Genomic DNA, 16,675 nt, shown 5'->3' on the forward strand with positions numbered 1-16,675 from the left:
GCTGGCGCAAGCTCCCTGCCATACCCGAACTCGCTTTGTCGACAAGGAAACTGGGCAGCCACCGGCGAGAGTTCGCCTTTTACGTCACAGTTGCATCGTTGCACCCCTGGCAAGTGTGATCATTCCGGGCATCGCACGCGCAACCGCCTTGACGCTTGTACGAAAACTGGGAAAGCTGACGCGCGGCATGCGCATGACTGGGGCGTGTGTGATCGGGGGCGACTGAGCAGGATCCCCCAGCGTCCGCTGCCCCGAGCGCTGCTCCACTGATGAATGAGCTACTGGGGGTAGCAGCCAGATGACCAAGAAGACGCGGGTCCGCGTGGCGCGGATCGCAGCCGGTGCGGTGATCGCGGCCGGAGCGTCCCTGACCGCGGCGGGCGCCGCCTCGGCGGTCGGCATCGACGTCAACGTCGCCGGTATCGGCGTCAACGCCGAGGTGAACGAGGGCGGCGTGGAGGCCGGCCTCGGCATCAACGACGGCGACCCGGGCGGTGTCGACAACGGCGGCACGTCCGGCGACCCGGGCACCACGGGTGCCACGACCGGCGACCCGGGCACGACCGGCGCCACCACGGGCGACCCGGGCACCACGGGTGCCACCACCGGCGACCCGGGCACCACGGGTGCCACGACCGGCGACCCGGGCACCACGGGCGCCACCACGGGCGACCCGGGCACCACGGGCGCCACCACGGGCGACCCCGGTACCACGGGCGCCACGACCGGCGACCCGGGCACCACGGGCGCCACGACCGGCGACCCGGGCACCACGGGCGCCACCACCGGCGACCCCGGCACCACCGGTGGCGGCAACGGCGGCAACGGCGGCAACGGCACCTCCGGCGGCAACGGCGGCACCTCCGGCGGCAACAACGGTGCCACCGGCGGCAACGGCGGCACGACCGGCGGTAACGGCGGCACCTCCGGCGGCACCGGCGGCAACGGCGGCACCACCGGCGGCGGCGACCAGGGCGGGACCACGGGCGGCTCCGCCACGTCCGGCTCCGCCACCACCGGCGGCGGCGACGCCGGCACCTGCACCGTCGACCTCGACGGCGCCGAGTGCGCGGACAACACCGACACCGACTCGGCCGGCTCCAAGCCGGTCGAGCAGGGCGAGGCCAAGGAGGAGCTCGCCGAGACCGGCGCCGCCGAGACCTCGTTCCTGCTCATCGGTGCCGCGACGATGATCGCCGGCGGCATCGGCTTCCGGATGCTGCCGCGCCTCGTCGGCGGTGGCCGCACGGTCGCCTAAGGGCAGCGGAACGACGGAAGGGCCCGGGCGGGCCGGGATCGGCCGCCCGGGCCCTTCCCGTGCGTACGGCGCGTACGGGGGGCGTACGGCGGATCGCGGGGAGAACCGGAGCGTGCGGGCAGCGGGACGGCGCGGCGGGGGCTGCGCGGTCCGGTGGGCTACACGGTCTGGTGGGCCAGCAGGGCCAGCGCCGCGACCAGGATCAGCAGGAGCGTCAGCAGGGCCACCGGGTTCAGTCCGCCGAACGGACCCTCCTGCTGGAGGCGCTCCCGGTTCGCCCGGCACACGGGGCACCGGCCCTCGTTGACGGGGGCCGCGCAGTTGGCGCACACCAATCGGTCATAGGTCATGCGCTCTCCTCCTCCCGCGCGGCGGAGCCGCAGACGCGGACCGTGCACCGACGCGGACCGCACACGGTTCTACGGTTCTCTCCGCACAACGCTCAGGGAAACGCATCCGTTCCCCCTACCACTGTGCCAGCTCCGGAGAGTTTAGGCGCGCCCCGCCGGATTCCCCCCGGTTCGAGCTTCTACCCCACCCGGACAAATGGCGCAAGGCAGGACGGCGACTGCACGTGACAGGCCCAGTCGCGTATGGTCACGCACACCTACTCCCTGCCGACCGTGGTGCACCCGTGATCCGATTCGACAACGTCTCCAAGACCTACCCGAAGCAGAACCGCCCCGCGCTGAGGGACGTCTCCCTTGAGATCGAGAAGGGCGAGTTCGTCTTCCTGGTGGGGTCCTCCGGCTCCGGAAAGTCCACCTTCCTGCGGCTGGTCCTGCGCGAGGAGCGCGCCAGCCACGGCACGGTGCACGTTCTGGGCAAGGACCTCGCCCGGCTGTCCAACTGGAAGGTGCCGCACATGCGCCGCCAGCTCGGCACCGTCTTCCAGGACTTCCGCCTGCTGCCCAACAAGACCGTCGCGCAGAACGTGGCGTTCGCGCAGGAGGTCATCGGCAAGCCGCGCGGCGAGATCCGCAAGGCGGTTCCCCAGGTCCTCGACCTCGTCGGCCTCGGCGGCAAGGAGGACCGGATGCCCGGCGAGCTGTCCGGCGGTGAGCAGCAGCGGGTGGCCATCGCCCGCGCGTTCGTCAACCGCCCGATGCTGCTGATCGCCGACGAACCGACGGGCAACCTGGACCCCCAGACCTCCGTCGGCATCATGAAGCTGCTGGACCGGATCAACCGCACCGGCACCACCGTCATCATGGCGACGCACGACCAGAACATCGTCGACCAGATGCGCAAGCGGGTCATCGAGCTGGAGAAGGGCCGTCTCGTACGCGACCAGGCGCGCGGCGTCTACGGCTACCAGCACTGAGCAGCAGCACCCGCAGCACCCCGCAGCAAGAAAGGCTGAACGCACGCGATGCGCGCCCAGTTCGTACTGTCGGAGATCGGTGTCGGCCTCCGTCGCAATCTCACGATGACCTTCGCCGTCATCGTCTCCGTGGCTCTGTCACTCGCCCTCTTCGGCGGTGCGCTGCTCATGCGCGAGCAGGTCAGCGTGATGAAGGACTTCTGGTACGACAAGGTCAACGTCACCATCTACCTCTGCAACAAGAACGACGCCGCGGCGGGCGGCACGTGCAACAAGGGCGCGGTCACCGCCCAGCAGAAGAAGGAGATCGAGGCCGACCTCAAGAAGCTCGACACCATCGTGGAGAAGGTCCACCACGAGTCGGCCGACGAGGCGTACAAGCACTACAAGGAGCAGTACGGCGACACCGCCATCGCCAGCATCATCACGCCCGACCAGATGCAGGAGTCGTACCGGGTCAAGCTGAAGGACCCGGAGAAGTACAAGGTCGTGGCGACCGCGTTCGCGGGACGGGCCGGTGTGCACTCCGTGCAGGACCAGCGCCAGACGCTGGAGAACCTCTTCCAGATGATGCGCGGGATGAACGTCGCCGCGCTGTGCGTCATGGCGCTGATGCTCGTCATCGCGCTGATGCTGATCGTCAACACCGTGCGGGTGTCGGCGTTCAGCCGGCGGCGGGAGACCGGCATCATGCGGCTGGTCGGGGCGTCGAGCTTCTACATCCAGATGCCGTTCATCATGGAGGCCGCCGTGGCGGGCCTGCTGGGCGGTGTGGTGGCCTGCGGAATGCTGCTGGTCGGCCGCTACTTCATGATCGACGCCGGGCTCAACCTCGCCGAGAGCATGCCGCTGGTGAACTTCATCGGCTGGGACGCGGTGGTGACGGTGCTGCCGCTCGTCGTGGTGATCGGCCTGCTGATGCCCTCCCTTGCCGCTGCCATCGCGTTGCGCAAGTACCTGAAAGTGTGACGATCGCCCTTGGCGCCGTACGGTCAACCACCGTACGGCGCCTTTCGTTTGTCCTAGAGTGGGCGACATGTTGGGCCCCGAGTTCTGTACCCGGCCCCGTGGCGTTCGCCGCCGCGGGGCGGCCCTGACCTTCGTCTTCGCCTCCGTCCTGGTCGCCGCCGCGGTGACCAACTGCCTTCCCCGGGACGGCGCCGGGCCGCCGGAGCGGCCCGCCGCCCGGGCCGCCGCCCCGGGCCCCGGTGCCGGGCGGGGCGCGGTGGACCAGCGGGAACTGGCCCGCGCCGCCGAAGCCGCCGTGGCCGACGGCAAGTCCGGCGCCAAGGCGGCCCGTGAGGTCGTCAGCCGCAGCGGCGACCGCTGGGGCGCCGTCTACGACCGGCGCGAGTACGAGGAGTTCGAACAGGCCCTGGACGGGCGGTACACGGGCGTGGGCCTGGCCGCCCGCCGCACCGCCGACGGCCGCATCGAGGTGGCCCGCGTCCTCGGCGGTGGGCCGGCGGACCGGGCGGGCCTCCGGGCCGGCGACCGGATCCGCACGGTCGACGGCCGGCCCGTGGACGGCCGCTCCGCCGCCGAGGTCGTCGCCCTGCTGCGCGGGGAGGGGGCCCCGCCCGGCTCGGCGGTCACCGTGGGCATGGGGCGCGGCACGCGCGCGTGGAGCGAGACACTGCGGCGGACCCGGCTCGCCACCGAGGACGTGACCGTCCAGCGGCTGGCCGGCGGCGCGCTGCGGATCCGGGTGGCGGCGTTCACCCGGGGCACGGGGGAGCGGGTGCGGGACGCCGTCCGGCGCGCCCCCGCGCACGCCGGGGTGCTGCTGGACCTGCGCGGCAACGGCGGCGGGCTGGTCACCGAGGCCGTCACGGCGGCGTCCGCGTTCCTGGACGGCGGCCTGGTCGCCACGTACGACGTGCACGGCAGCGAGCGGGCGCTGCACGCCCAGCCCGGCGGCGACACCGGCCGGCCCCTGGTGGCGCTGGTGGACGGCGGCACCATGAGCGCCGCCGAGCTGCTCGCCGGGGCCCTCAAGGACCGGGGCAGGGCGGTCACCGTCGGTAGCAGGACGTTCGGCAAGGGGTCGGTCCAGATGCCGAGCCGGCTGCCCGACGGGTCGGTCGCCGAGCTGACCGTGGGCCACTACCGCACCCCCGCCGGTCACAGCGTCGACGGCCGGGGCATCACCCCCGACCTGGTGGCCGACGAGCGCGCCGAGGAGCGGGCCCGCACGGTATTGAGTGGCCTCGGGGGCCACTCGTAGTGCGAAAATGGCCGCACTATGGCAAAGGAAAAGAACACCGGGCGCAAGCTGATCGCGCAGAACAAGAAGGCGCGGCACGACTACACCATCATCGACACCTACGAGTGCGGGCTGGTGCTGACCGGCACCGAGGTGAAGTCGCTGCGCCAGGGGCGGGCCTCCCTGGTGGACGGGTTCGTCCAGATCGACGGCAACGAGGCCTGGCTGCACAACGTGCACGTACCGGAGTACGCGCAGGGCACGTGGACCAACCACAGCGCCCGGCGCAAGCGGAAGCTGCTCATGCACCGGCACGAGATCGACAAGCTGGAGTCCAAGTCCCAGGAGACGGGCCACACCATCGTGCCCCTGTCGCTGTACTTCAAGGACGGCCGGGCCAAGGTCGAGATCGCCCTGGCGAAGGGTAAGAAGGAGTACGACAAGCGGCAGACGCTCCGGGAGAAGCAGGACCGCCGTGAGGCGGAGCGGGTCATCTCGGCGGTGAAGCGCCGGGAACGGGCCTGACACCCGTCCGCCGCGCCGCCCGCCCGCCCCGGTCACCCGGAATAGGCTGGCACCGTCGGGCGTTGGTCACGTACGATGGCACCTGCCCCTCACAGCGGGGGCGAGCCCCCTCGGGGGCACGGTTTGAAAAATCAACATGGGGATGATCGGTTTCGACAGCGGATGTCGAAGCAGGGGAAGCGTGTCGAGGAAGCGGCAATGATCTCGTAAACCATATGTCGCAAAAAATAATCGCCAACACCAAGCGCGATTCCTTCGCCCTCGCTGCCTAAGTAGCGAGCTTGCGAAGTGTCAGCCCGGGGCTGTTCCCGACCCGGATCCTGGCATCAGCTAGGGAACTAAACCTCTAGGCCCGGTCACGGGGTGTAGAGGGAAATCAAACAGTGACTGAGCCCGTCGGAGACTTGTCCGCGTGATCTCCGGGGCCGAGAAAATCGCAGCGGACTGCACACGGAGAAGCCCTGATTCTGCACCGTTGGACGCGGGTTCGATTCCCGCCATCTCCACGAGCGGTACCTCCGGGGGCATGCCCCCGGACCCGTCACCCCATGTGGACGCAAGGCCCGGCAGCCCTCACGGCAGCCGGGCCTTCGTCATGCTCGCCGCCGCCAGGGCCAGGGCGAGTGCCGCCGCGGTGACCGGTACGGCGTAGCCGGTCGCGGCGCCCGCGTGCTCGACCGTCCAGCCGCCGGTCGCCGACCCCACCGCGATGCCGCCGAGCAGGGCGGTGACGGCGAGCGTCATGCCCTCGTTGAGCTGCGCCACCGGCGTCAGCCGCTGGACCAGCGTCATGCCCGTCACCATGGTCGGCGCGGTCGCCATCCCGGCCGGGAGCAGGGCGGCCGCCAGGGCCAGGAGCGAACCGGTGGCGGCCGTCGCCGCGAGCAGCGGCAGCGCCATCAGGGCGGTCATCGCGGCGAGGCAGCCCAGCAGCCGGACGCCCACCCGGCGGGCGGGCCGCACCGACCCGTACACCAGGCCGGCCACGCACGACCCGGCCGCCTGGAGCGCCAGCAGCGGACCGGCCGCCGGGCCGTCCACGTACGCCAGGGTGACGACCTCCAGCGAGCCGAAGACCGCGCCCGTCGCCAGGAACACCGCGAGCAGCGCGGGCATGCCGGGGTTCCGGAGCGGGGTGCGCGCCCGGCCGGCCCGGGGCGAGACCGGGGGCTCTGTGGCCCGCTGCGCCGCGAACACCAGCACACCGGTGAGCAGCAGGACGGCGCCGGTCAGGGTGCCGGCCTCCGGGAACAGCGCGGCGCACAGGAACGCGGCGAGCACCGGGCCCAGCATGAAGCACAGTTCGTCGACGGCCTGTTCGAAGGCGTTGGCGGTGTGCACGGCGGCGGGGTCGTCGCGGTACAGGTGGGCCCAGCGGGCGCGGGACATGCCCCCGGTGTTGGGCGTCGTGGCGGTCGCGGCGTACGCGGCGAACAGGGTCCACGCGGGCGCGTGGTGGTGCACGCACAGCAGCAGGGCCAGCGACCCCAGGACGGCCACCACGGTGGCGGGCACGGCCACCCGCGCCTGCCCGTACCGGTCGACCAGCCGTGCCGTGAACGGCGCCACCAGCGCGGTGGCGCCCAGCCCGGCGGCGGTGACGGCACCGGCGAGGGCGTACGAGCCGTACGCGCCGGCGATCATGATGACCGCGCTGACGCTGAACATCCCCATGGGGAGCCGGGCCACGAGGTTCCCGGCGGTGAAGGCCCGGGCGCCCCGCGTCGCGAAGAGGCGGCGATAGGCGGCGAGCGCTCCCCGCGGTCCGTGCCGGGACTCGGGGGCGCGGCGCCGCGGGGCGCGCGGCTCCTCATGGCGGGGGTCCTGGTGGCGGGGCTCCTCGTGGCGGGGCTCGCGGTAGCGCGGGGTGAGGACGAGGGACTCGGAGGTGAGGGCGAGCAGGGGCGCGTTCTTCGTCTGCGGCATGGCCCCACCCTCGCCGGGCACCGCTGCCGGGGTCCAACACCTGACGAGACCCCATTGACGCACTCGCGTTGTAAATTTCGCCGCGTGGCCCATGACATAGAACCCCGGCTCCTCCGCGCCTTCGTGGCCGTCGCCGGCGAACTGCACTTCACGCGCGCCGCCGCCCGGCTCTACGTGGCGCAGCAGGCGCTCAGCCGGGACATCCGGCGCCTGGAGCGGGAGCTGGGCACCGAGCTGTTCGTCCGGACCACCCGGCAGGTGGCGCTCACGGCGGACGGGGAGCGGCTGCTGCCGTACGCGCAGGGCGTGCTGGCGGCCCACGACGAGCTGGCCGCCGCCTTCGCCGACCCGGCGCGGCCGCTGCTCGTGGACCTCAACACCGACGGCATGATCAGCGGCCGGGTGCTGGCGCGGGCCCGGGAGCTGGTGCCCGACTGCGAGCTGATGGCCCGCTACCAGAGCGGGCTGACCGGTGCGGCCGCCGAGATCCTGGCCGGGCGGCTCGATGTGTCCTTCGGGCGGTTCGCGGGACTGGCGCCCGCCGTCCGCGCCCGGCTGTCGGCGCAGCCCGTACGGTACGAGCCGATGGCCGTGCTGCTGCCGGAGGGCCACCGGCTGGCGGGCCGGCCTGTGGTGGAGCTGGACGCGCTCGCGCGGGAGGCCGTGTACGCGGGCGCCGGCAACCCCGCCACCGGGGAGTGGACCGATCTGGCCGAGCGGCTGTTCGCCGGGCGCGGGATCCGGGTGGCCGCGCCGGCGCCGGTGGCGATCGGGTTCGAGGAGTTCCGCCGGGTCATGGCCAAAACTCGCACCCCCGTCCTGGCCGCCGTGGACTTCCCGGCCGTGCCCGGGAGCGTCCTGCGGCCCCTGGTCGACCCCGTGCCGCTGTCACCGGTGTCGCTGGTCTGGCGCAAGGGGCTGAAGCATCCGGGCGTCGAGGCGTTGCGGGCGGCGGCGGCCGAGCTCGCGGAGCGTGAGGGGTGGCTGACGAAACCGGCCGGAGCGTGGCTTCCGGAGGGTGATTTGACGCACATGTGCCCGAATCAATGAACCATAAGGCCTGTTGTCACACGCGTGCGCTACATTCATGGTCCGGGTGCAGTGTGGTGGGGTCGCTCCGGCAGGGTGGGGGCCCGGTCCGGTGCCGTACCCAGGTGGTCCGTACGCGCACCCTTGGTCCGTTCAGTGGGGGATGTGCGTACAAAAGTGGACAACTGGCGAGAAAGTGCCTGGAACGGGCACCAGAACGAGCCACAGGACAGCACGGTCCAGCTCGACAGTCTCAGCGAATTCGACGCCTTCGGCAGCCGCGGCGGTGGCGCCGCGCTCCAGCCCGAGGCCCACGGCTACCGGCCCGCCGGTCCCGGCCACGCGCAGGACGGCACCGGTTACGCGCCCGATCCCGCCGGGTACGCGGCGGACGGCCCGTTCCACCAGTCCGGTCACCACGACCACGGCTATGACACCGCCCCCTACCCGGACGAGACCCTCGCCTACCGGGACGAGACCCTCGCCCACCGGGCCGACGGGCCCGGCCCGGACGCCGGGGACTCCGCGCCGCTGACCGTCGAGCTGCCCGCCGTGACGGTCGCCGCGGCCGCGGGCGCGACCGCGTCCATATCCTCCGCCGCTTCGTCGCCGACGGACCAGGAGCCCTCCGACGGGCCCGTGTTCGTCGACGAGAGCGGCCGCCGCAGCAAGAAGTTCCGCCGGCTCGGCTGGGTCCTCGCGACCGCCTGCGCGGTCTACGCCATCACGCTCGTCGTGTCCGTCATCGGCGGCAACTCCTCCGCGCCCTGGCTCCTCATACCCGGCCCCGCCGACGAGAAGAAGACCGACACCACCCAGGTCGTCCCCGCGCCCACCACCAGCGACGCGCCCCGCGGCGCCACCCCCGGCGCCGTCCCCGGCGCCCCGGCGCCCACCGACTCCACGGGCGCGGTCATCCCGCAGCCCGCCGACGGCGGTTCCCAGGGCGTTCCCGCCACCCCCCGCCCCGGCACGTCGTCGGATCCGGGCACCACGCCGAGCAAGAGGCCCGGCGGCGGCACGGACGCCGGCAAGCCGGACATCGATCCCACCCCGCCCCGGCCCACCGACGGTGGCTCCGTCGAGCAGCCGCCTCCCGTGACCCCGCCCCAGACGCCGGACCCGGATCCCACGGACACCCCGACGACCCCGACGGAAGAACCCACCGACCCGCCGGTCGGAGAGAGCGGCGGCCAGCAGATGGCCGCGGAAGGCGCACAGTAAATGACTTCCCCCGGCAGGCGGCGCGCCCAGAAGCAGAGGCGTGTCCGCCGGCGCAGGCTGCCCATGCGCTATCTGCTGCCTTCCCTCTTCCTGGTCGCGCTCCTCGCCATGCTCATGCTGCGCGGCTACGTCCACAGCGAGATCCTCGCCGACCACCGCGTCCGCCCCCCGGTCGCCTACGACCAGGTGCCCGAGGACATCCTCAAGGGCGGCCCGGTCATCGACGCCCGCGACGCCAACGCCCCCAAGGCGCTGAGCGTGCCCGACAAGAAGCTCGTCCTGACCTTCGACGACGGCCCGGACCCGGTCTGGACGCCGCGCGTGCTGGACAAGCTCAAGGAGTACGACGCGCACGGCGTCTTCTTCGTCACCGGCACCATGGCCTCGCGCTACCCCGACCTGGTCGAGCGGATGGTGAAGGAGGGCCACGAGGTCGGCCTGCACACCTTCAACCACCCCGACCTGTCGTTCCAGACCAAGAACCGCATCGACTGGGAGCTGTCTCAGAACCAGCTCGCCATCGCCGGCGCCGCCGGGGTGCGCACCTCGCTGTTCCGCCCGCCGTACTCCTCGTTCTCCGACGCCCTGGACAACGAGTCCTGGCCGGTCACCCAGTACATCGGCACCCGCGGCTACATCACCGCCTTCAACAACACCGACTCCGAGGACTGGAAGCGACCGGGCGCCGACGCGATCATCAAGCGCGCCACGCCCAAGGGCACCCAGGGCTCCATCGTGCTGATGCACGACTCCGGCGGTGACCGCTCCCAGACCGTCGAGGCCCTCGACCGCTTCCTGCCGCAGATGCAGAAGCGCGGGTACGAGTTCACCGTGCTCACCGAGGCGCTCGGCGCCCCCAGCGCCCACACCCCCGTCACCGGCTTCGAGCTGTGGAAGGGCAGGGCCTGGGTCACCGCCGTCGCCGTCTCCGAGAGCACCACCTCGGTGCTGGTCGGCGGCCTCGCCATCATCGGCGTGCTGGTCATCGCCCGCTTCGGCCTGATGCTCGTGCTGTCGTTCGCGCACGCCCGCAAGGTGCGCAGGCGCGGCTTCCGCTGGGGCGCGCCCGTCACCGAGCCGGTGACGGTGCTGGTCCCGGCGTACAACGAGAAGGAGTGCATCGAGAACACGGTGCGCTCGCTGATGGCCAGCGACCATCCCATCGAGGTCATCGTCATCGACGACGGCTCCTCGGACGGGACAGCCGACATCGTCGAGAACATGTGGCTGCCCAACGTCCGGGTGGTGCGGCAGGTCAACTCGGGCAAGCCCGAGGCGCTCAACAACGGCATCCGGCACGCGCGGTACGACATCATCGTGATGATGGACGGCGACACGGTCTTCGAACCGTCCACCGTCCGCGAGCTGGTGCAGCCCTTCGGCGACCCGCGCGTCGGCGCCGTCGCGGGCAACGCCAAGGTCGGCAACCGCGACTCGCTCATCGGGGCCTGGCAGCACATCGAGTACGTGATGGGCTTCAACCTCGACCGCCGCATGTACGACCTGCTCGGCTGCATGCCCACCATCCCGGGCGCGGTCGGCGCCTTCCGCCGCGAGGCCCTGGACCGGGTCGGCGGCATGAGCGAGGACACCCTCGCCGAGGACACCGACATCACCATGGCCATGCACCGCGACGGCTGGCGCGTGGTCTACGCCGAGAAGGCCCGCGCCTGGACCGAGGCGCCGGAGTCCGTCCAGCAGCTCTGGTCCCAGCGCTACCGCTGGTCCTACGGCACGATGCAGGCCATCTGGAAGCACCGCCGCGCGCTGATCGAGAGCGGTCCGTCCGGCCGCTTCGGCCGCGTGGGCCTGCCGCTGGTGTCGCTGTTCATGGTGCTGTTCCCGCTGCTGGCCCCGCTCATCGACGTCTTCCTGCTCTACGGGCTGATCTTCGGCCCCACCGGGCAGACCGTCGTCGCCTGGCTCGGCGTCCTCGCCATCCAGGCCGTGTGCGCCGCGTACGCCTTCCGGCTCGACCGCGAGCGCATGGTCCACCTCATCTCGCTGCCTCTCCAGCAGCTCCTGTACCGGCAGCTCATGTACGTGGTGCTGCTCCAGTCCTGGATCACCGCTCTCACCGGCGGCCGGCTGCGCTGGCAGAAGCTGCGCCGGACCGGTGTGGTGGAGGCGCCCGGCTCCATACCGAGCCAGCGGCGCAGCGGTGACGATCGGAGTCCTGTCGCATGACGACCCCCACGAGCCGCCCGACCGGTGACGGTTCCGAGTGGTTTGGCACCCCGGCCGCCTCAGGCGGCGGGTCCGGCCGGCCCGGCGCCGACCCGTTCGGTGACGGTGCCTTCGCCACCGACCCGTTCGCCACCGACCCGTTCGGCGACGTCCCCCGGCAGCCCGGCCCCGACGCCCACGGCCCCGCCCCGACGGCGTACGACGACGTCTTCGGCGACGGCCCCGGCGACCCCTTCGGCGCCCCGGCCCCGGCCCACGGGCCCGGCGCCCCGGCCGCCGACGGGACCGACGCCCACGGCGCCGCCGCCCTCGCCGGCACCGGCACGATGACCGTCCCGGAGACGACCGACGGCGTCCCGCGCGCCAAGCACAAGGCGCCCGTGGCGGGCGGCCCCGCCCCGGCGGCCGCGCGGCCCGGCCGTGACCGCTACCTGGACCTGCTGCGCGCCGTCGCGCTGGTCCGCGTGATCGTCTACCACATCTTCGGCTGGGCCTGGCTGACCGTCCTCTTCCCCTCCATGGGCGTGATGTTCGCGCTCGCCGGCTCGCTGATGGCGCGCTCGCTGTCGCGGCCCGCCTGGGGCGTGATCCGCGGACGTATCCGGCGGCTGCTGCCGCCCATGTGGGCGTTCTCGCTCACCGTCGTACCGATCATGTTCTACTTCGGCTGGAAGCCGCTGAAGGAAGAAGGCCTGTGGTGGTTCGCCAAGCTGGCCACCTACGTCTTCCCGATCGGCGCCCCGCCGTACCCCTGGCACAGCGGTGACAAGGCCGGTCTGCTGGAGGACACCTGGGCCGTCCAGGCCGCGGGACCGCTCTGGTACATCCGCGCCTACCTGTGGTTCGTGATCGCCTCGCCGCTGCTGCTGCGGGCGTTCCGCAAGCTGCCGTGGGTGACGCTGCTCGCGCCGCTCGGCCTCACCGCGATCGTCGGCTCCGGCCTGATCAAGATCCCCGGCGAGACCGGCAACGCGATCACCGACTTCGCCTGCTACGGCTCCTGCTGGGTGCTGGGCTTCGCGCACAACGAGGGCCTGTTCCAGAAGGTCCCGAGGTACGTCTCGGTCTCCGTGTCCGCGCTGATCATGGCCTTCGGTCTGTGGTGGGCGTCCGGCCACCTGGGCCCGGACGGCTGGGACCTCAACGACATCCCGCTGGCCCAGGCCACCTGGTCGTTCGGCTTCTGCGTGATCCTGCTCCAGTACTCGCCGTCCTGGAAGGAACTGCCGGGCAAGCTCGCCGGCTGGGACACCCTGGTGACCCTGGCGAACAACCGGGCCGTGACCATCTACCTCTGGCACAACCTGCTGATCATGGCCACCATCCCGGTCATCGACCTGCTGTTCCAGATCCCGGGCGTCTGGCCCACCTACTCCGGCTACATCGAGAGCGCGTACACCGTGCTCATGCTGATCGTGGTGTTCCCGCTGATCGGCCTGATGATCATGGCCGTGGGCTGGCTGGAGGACGTCGCCGCCAAGCGCAAGCCCCGGCTCTGGCCGAACGGTGCCAAGAAGAAGGCACGCGCCTAGGGGAGTCTCCGGAAAGTATCGGCGCCCGCCCGGCGCTCACAGTCCGCCCGCGCGCCGGGTGAGAGCAAGGTTTCAGCCCGGTCACCTCACATGACCGGGCTGAAACGCATCCTCCCTAACGTCGGGTCCTGACGGGAACGACGGACCTGAAGCAGCGGAGGTACCCGATGGGCGGCCGGTGGATCGAGCGGTGGGAACCCGAGGACGAGACCTTCTGGCGGGAGACGGGGGAGCGGATCGCCAAGCGCAACCTGCTCTTCTCGGTGCTCTCCGAGCACATCGGCTTCTCCATCTGGTCGCTGTGGTCCGTGATGGTGCTGTTCATGGGCCCGGAGTACGGCATCGACCCGGCCGGCAAGTTCTCCCTCATCGCGGTGGCGACGCTCGTCGGGGCCGTCATCCGCGTCCCGTACACCTTCGCCGTCGCCCGCTTCGGCGGCCGCAACTGGACCATCTTCAGCGCGCTGATGCTCCTGCTGCCGACCGGCGCCGCGTACGCCGTGATGGAGCCGGGCACGTCGTACACCACCTTCCTGCTGGTCGCCGCGCTCACCGGGGTCGGCGGCGGCAACTTCGCCTCGTCGATGACGAACATCAACGCCTTCTTCCCGCTCCACAAGAAGGGCTGGGCCCTCGGCCTCAACGCGGGCGGCGGCAACATCGGCGTCCCCGTCGTCCAGCTCACCGGCCTGCTCGTCATCGGAACGGCCGGCGCGGCCCAGCCCCGGGTCGTGCTCGGGATCTACCTTCCGCTGATCGTGGTCGCCGCCGTGTGCGCAGCGCTGTACATGGACAACCTGGCGCCCGTGAAGAACGACACCGGCGCCGTCAGGGAGGCCGTCAGGGACGCCCACACCTGGATCATGGCGTTCCTCTACATCGGCACCTTCGGCTCGTTCATCGGCTACAGCTTCGCCTTCGGCCTGGTGCTCCAGACCCAGTTCGGGCGTACGCCGCTCCAGGCCGCGTCCCTCACCTTCATCGGGCCGCTGCTCGGCTCCCTGATCCGCCCGCTCGGCGGCTCCCTCGCCGACCGGCACGGCGGCGCCCGGATCACCCTGGGGACCTTCATCGCCATGGCCGCCGCCACGGGTGTGGTCGTCTACGCCTCCGTCATCGAGTCGCTCACCGTGTTCCTCGTCGGCTTCATCGCCCTGTTCATCCTCAGCGGGCTCGGCAACGGCTCCACGTTCAAGATGATCCCCGCCATCTTCCAGGCCAAGGCGTACGCCTCCGGGCTGGAGGGCGAGGAGGCCGAGGCGTACGGGCGGCGGCTGTCCGGCGCCGCGATCGGGCTGATCGGCGCCGTCGGCGCCATCGGCGGGCTCGCCATCAACCTGGCCTTCCGGCAGTCCTTCCAGACCGCAGGCACCGGCACCGCCGCCTTCGTCGCCTTCCTCCTCTTCTACGCCGCGTGCCTCACCGTCACCTGGGCGGTATACCTTCGCCGCCCGGTGGAGGCCCCCGCCAAGCGGCAGCTCAGCTACTCCGAGGTGTGACGGAGGTGGCACTCCACCACGCCGTACGTAACGGGGGAGAAACCCCGGTGAACCGAGACCGACACGGATCCTTGCCAGTCTCTGGTGTCATGCACGAGCAAGAGCATGGTTCCCACGGCCCGCTGGCCGGGTTCACCGTCGGTGTCACCGCGGCCCGCCGCGCGGACGAACTGGGCGCGCTGCTGGAGCGCCGGGGCGCGGCGGTCGCGCACGCCCCGGCCCTGCGGATCGTGCCGCTCGCCGACGACGCCGAGCTCCTCGACGCCACCAAGGCCCTCATCGGCCGGGCCCCGGACATCGTGGTCGCCACGACCGCGATCGGCTTCCGGGGCTGGCTGGAGGCGGCCGACGGCTGGGGGTACGGCGAGGAGCTCCTCGACAGACTGCGCGGCGCGCAGGTCCTCGCCCGCGGCCCCAAGGTCAAGGGCGCGGTACGGGCGGCCGGACTGACCGAGGAGTGGTCGCCCGCCTCGGACTCCATGGCCGAGGTACTGGACCGGCTGCTGGAACAGGACGTCACCGGGCGCCGCATCGCGCTCCAGTTGCACGGCGAGCCGCTGCCCGGCTTCGTCGAGGCGCTGCGCGACGCGGGCGCCGAGGTCGTGGTCGTCCCCGTCTACCGGTGGATGCCGCCCGAGGACCTGGCCCCCCTGGACCGGCTCGTCGACGCGACCGTGGCCCGGTCGCTGGACGCGGTGACGTTCACCAGCGCCCCGGCCGGCGCGTCGATGCTGGCCCGTGCCCAGGACCGGGGCCTGCTGCCCGAACTGCTGGACGCGCTGCGCCACGACGTGCTGGCCGCCTGCGTCGGGCCGGTCACCGCCCTGCCGCTCCAGGCCCACGGCATCGACACCGTCCAGCCGGCCCGCTTCCGCCTGGGCCCCCTGGTGCAACTGCTGTGCCAGGAGCTGCCCGCGCGGGCACGCACCCTTCCGGTCGCCGGGCGCCGCATCGAGATCCGGGGCCACGCCGTTCTGGTCGACGGGGACCTGCGCCCGGTGCCTCCGGCCGGCATGTCCCTGCTCCACTCGCTGGCCCGCCGCCCCGGCTGGGTCGTCTCCCGCGCCGACCTGCTGCGCGCCCTGCCCGGGGCGGGCCGCGACGAGCACGCCGTGGAGACCGCGATGGCCCGCCTCCGCTCGGCACTGGGCGCCCCCAAGCTCATCCAGACGGTCGTCAAGCGGGGCTACCGGCTGGCCCTGGACCCGGGCGCGGACGCCAAGTACGCCGACGGGTAGGAATCAGCGGGGGCTCACCGAGGGCGGGGTCGCGCCGGCGCCGCCGTACGGTCCGTGTCGCCCGCCCGCCGCGATACGGCCCATGTCGCCCGCCCGCCGCGCAGGCGGGGTACCGGTCGCCGTCCCGGGCGGGCACTCTGGGGCGCATGGTGGCATGGCGGTTCCACTCCGGGCGGCTCTGCCTGGACCTCATGGCCGAGCCGCCGTCCGACCCCGGGCGGCTCGCGCACTGGCTCGTCACCGCCGGACTCGTACCGGCCGGGACGCCGCTCGACGGGGTGGACGAGCACTGGGCGGAACGGTTCGCCGAACTGGCCCGGGACATCGACCGGTTGGTCCGGGACGAGCTCGACGGCCGGGGCGGGCACCCCGGTTCCCGCCTCGACCGCCTCAACGCCCTCGCCGCCGCCCCGCCTCCGGCGCCCCGGGCCGTGCCCGGCGAGGGGGGCCGCCTCGTCCGGGCGCTGGCCGTGCCGCCCGGTTGCCGGGCCCTCCTCGCGGCCGTCGCCCGGGACGCGGTCGACCTCCTGACCGACCCGGCGACCCGCGCGCGGCTGCGCCAGTGCGAGGGAGAGGCCTGCCGCCGTGTGTATCTCGACACATCGCGCGGGCGCCGGCGCCGCTGGTGTTCCAGTGCGACGTGCGGCAACCGGGAGCGTGTGGCGCGCCACCGTGCGCGCACACACGGCCAGTTGTGAAACTTCCTGGAAAAAAATCTCCGCGCGTT

At 72.2% G+C, this 16,675-nt stretch carries 14 protein-coding genes and 1 other RNA gene; 13 read left to right on the forward strand and 2 right to left on the reverse strand.

Features of this window, described 5'->3' with window-relative positions; translation table 11 throughout:
* Positions 1-298: 298 nt before the first annotated feature.
* A complete protein-coding gene (locus ACF068_RS13660) occupies positions 299-1,258 on the forward strand; it encodes a hypothetical protein (RefSeq protein ID WP_392274414.1) in 960 nt (319 codons plus the stop codon).
* Between the two features lie 158 nt (positions 1,259-1,416).
* On the opposite strand, the gene ACF068_RS13665 is transcribed toward ACF068_RS13660, so the two are convergent.
* The gene (locus ACF068_RS13665) at positions 1,417-1,608 is read right to left on the reverse strand and encodes a hypothetical protein (protein WP_392274415.1); all 192 of its coding nucleotides are present in this window, start codon (positions 1,606-1,608) and stop codon (positions 1,417-1,419) included.
* A gap of 284 nt (positions 1,609-1,892) precedes the next feature.
* Here ACF068_RS13665 and ftsE point away from each other — a divergent pair, with 284 nt between their 5' ends.
* The 5 genes from ftsE (at position 1,893) to ssrA (ending at position 5,822) form a co-directional block, all read left to right on the forward strand.
* Complete coding sequence (ftsE, locus tag ACF068_RS13670) at positions 1,893-2,582, forward strand: cell division ATP-binding protein FtsE (protein WP_064072157.1); 690 nt, start codon at positions 1,893-1,895, stop codon at positions 2,580-2,582.
* A gap of 48 nt (positions 2,583-2,630) precedes the next feature.
* Positions 2,631-3,551, forward strand: a complete 921-nt coding sequence (gene ftsX, locus ACF068_RS13675; RefSeq protein ID WP_392274416.1) for a permease-like cell division protein FtsX — start codon at positions 2,631-2,633, stop codon at positions 3,549-3,551.
* A 67-nt stretch (positions 3,552-3,618) separates the two neighbouring features.
* Positions 3,619-4,809, forward strand: coding sequence for a S41 family peptidase (locus tag ACF068_RS13680; RefSeq protein ID WP_392274417.1), 1,191 nt, complete (start codon positions 3,619-3,621; stop codon positions 4,807-4,809).
* Between the two features lie 18 nt (positions 4,810-4,827).
* Positions 4,828-5,313: an SsrA-binding protein SmpB gene (smpB, locus tag ACF068_RS13685; protein ID WP_064072159.1), complete on the forward strand. Its 486-nt coding sequence runs from the start codon at positions 4,828-4,830 to the stop codon at positions 5,311-5,313.
* Between the two features lie 138 nt (positions 5,314-5,451).
* Positions 5,452-5,822: a transfer-messenger RNA gene (gene ssrA / locus ACF068_RS13690) on the forward strand.
* Between the two features lie 64 nt (positions 5,823-5,886).
* On the opposite strand, the gene ACF068_RS13695 is transcribed toward ssrA, so the two are convergent.
* Positions 5,887-7,239 (reverse strand): MFS transporter, encoded by a 1,353-nt coding sequence (locus tag ACF068_RS13695; RefSeq protein WP_392274418.1) that lies wholly within the window; start codon positions 7,237-7,239, stop codon positions 5,887-5,889.
* A gap of 84 nt (positions 7,240-7,323) precedes the next feature.
* Here ACF068_RS13695 and ACF068_RS13700 point away from each other — a divergent pair, with 84 nt between their 5' ends.
* The 7 genes from ACF068_RS13700 to ACF068_RS13730 all read left to right on the forward strand — a co-directional run bounded on the left by ACF068_RS13700 (position 7,324) and on the right by ACF068_RS13730 (position 16,646).
* Entirely contained in the window at positions 7,324-8,289 is a 966-nt protein-coding gene (locus tag ACF068_RS13700) for a LysR family transcriptional regulator (RefSeq protein WP_392274419.1), read from the forward strand.
* Positions 8,290-8,445: 156 nt separating this feature from the next.
* Positions 8,446-9,492: a hypothetical protein gene (locus ACF068_RS13705; protein ID WP_392274420.1), complete on the forward strand. Its 1,047-nt coding sequence runs from the start codon at positions 8,446-8,448 to the stop codon at positions 9,490-9,492.
* Between the two features lie 63 nt (positions 9,493-9,555).
* Positions 9,556-11,679: a glycosyltransferase gene (locus ACF068_RS13710; protein WP_392274861.1), complete on the forward strand. Its 2,124-nt coding sequence runs from the start codon at positions 9,556-9,558 to the stop codon at positions 11,677-11,679.
* Positions 11,680-12,005: 326 nt separating this feature from the next.
* Positions 12,006-13,211: an acyltransferase gene (locus ACF068_RS13715; RefSeq protein WP_392274862.1), complete on the forward strand. Its 1,206-nt coding sequence runs from the start codon at positions 12,006-12,008 to the stop codon at positions 13,209-13,211.
* Between the two features lie 167 nt (positions 13,212-13,378).
* On the forward strand, positions 13,379-14,710 hold the full coding sequence (locus tag ACF068_RS13720) for a nitrate/nitrite transporter (protein ID WP_392274421.1): 1,332 nt from the start codon (positions 13,379-13,381) through the stop codon (positions 14,708-14,710).
* An 89-nt stretch (positions 14,711-14,799) separates the two neighbouring features.
* Positions 14,800-15,948: a uroporphyrinogen-III synthase gene (locus ACF068_RS13725; protein WP_392274422.1), complete on the forward strand. Its 1,149-nt coding sequence runs from the start codon at positions 14,800-14,802 to the stop codon at positions 15,946-15,948.
* Positions 15,949-16,094: 146 nt separating this feature from the next.
* Positions 16,095-16,646 carry a CGNR zinc finger domain-containing protein gene (locus ACF068_RS13730; RefSeq protein ID WP_392274423.1) on the forward strand — a complete coding sequence of 184 codons (552 nt, stop codon included), beginning with the start codon at positions 16,095-16,097 and terminating at the stop codon, positions 16,644-16,646.
* Positions 16,647-16,675 lie beyond the last annotated feature (29 nt).

The sequence above is a fragment of the Streptomyces sp. NPDC016309 genome (genome assembly GCF_043077235.1).
Classification (GTDB): domain Bacteria; phylum Actinomycetota; class Actinomycetes; order Streptomycetales; family Streptomycetaceae; genus Streptomyces.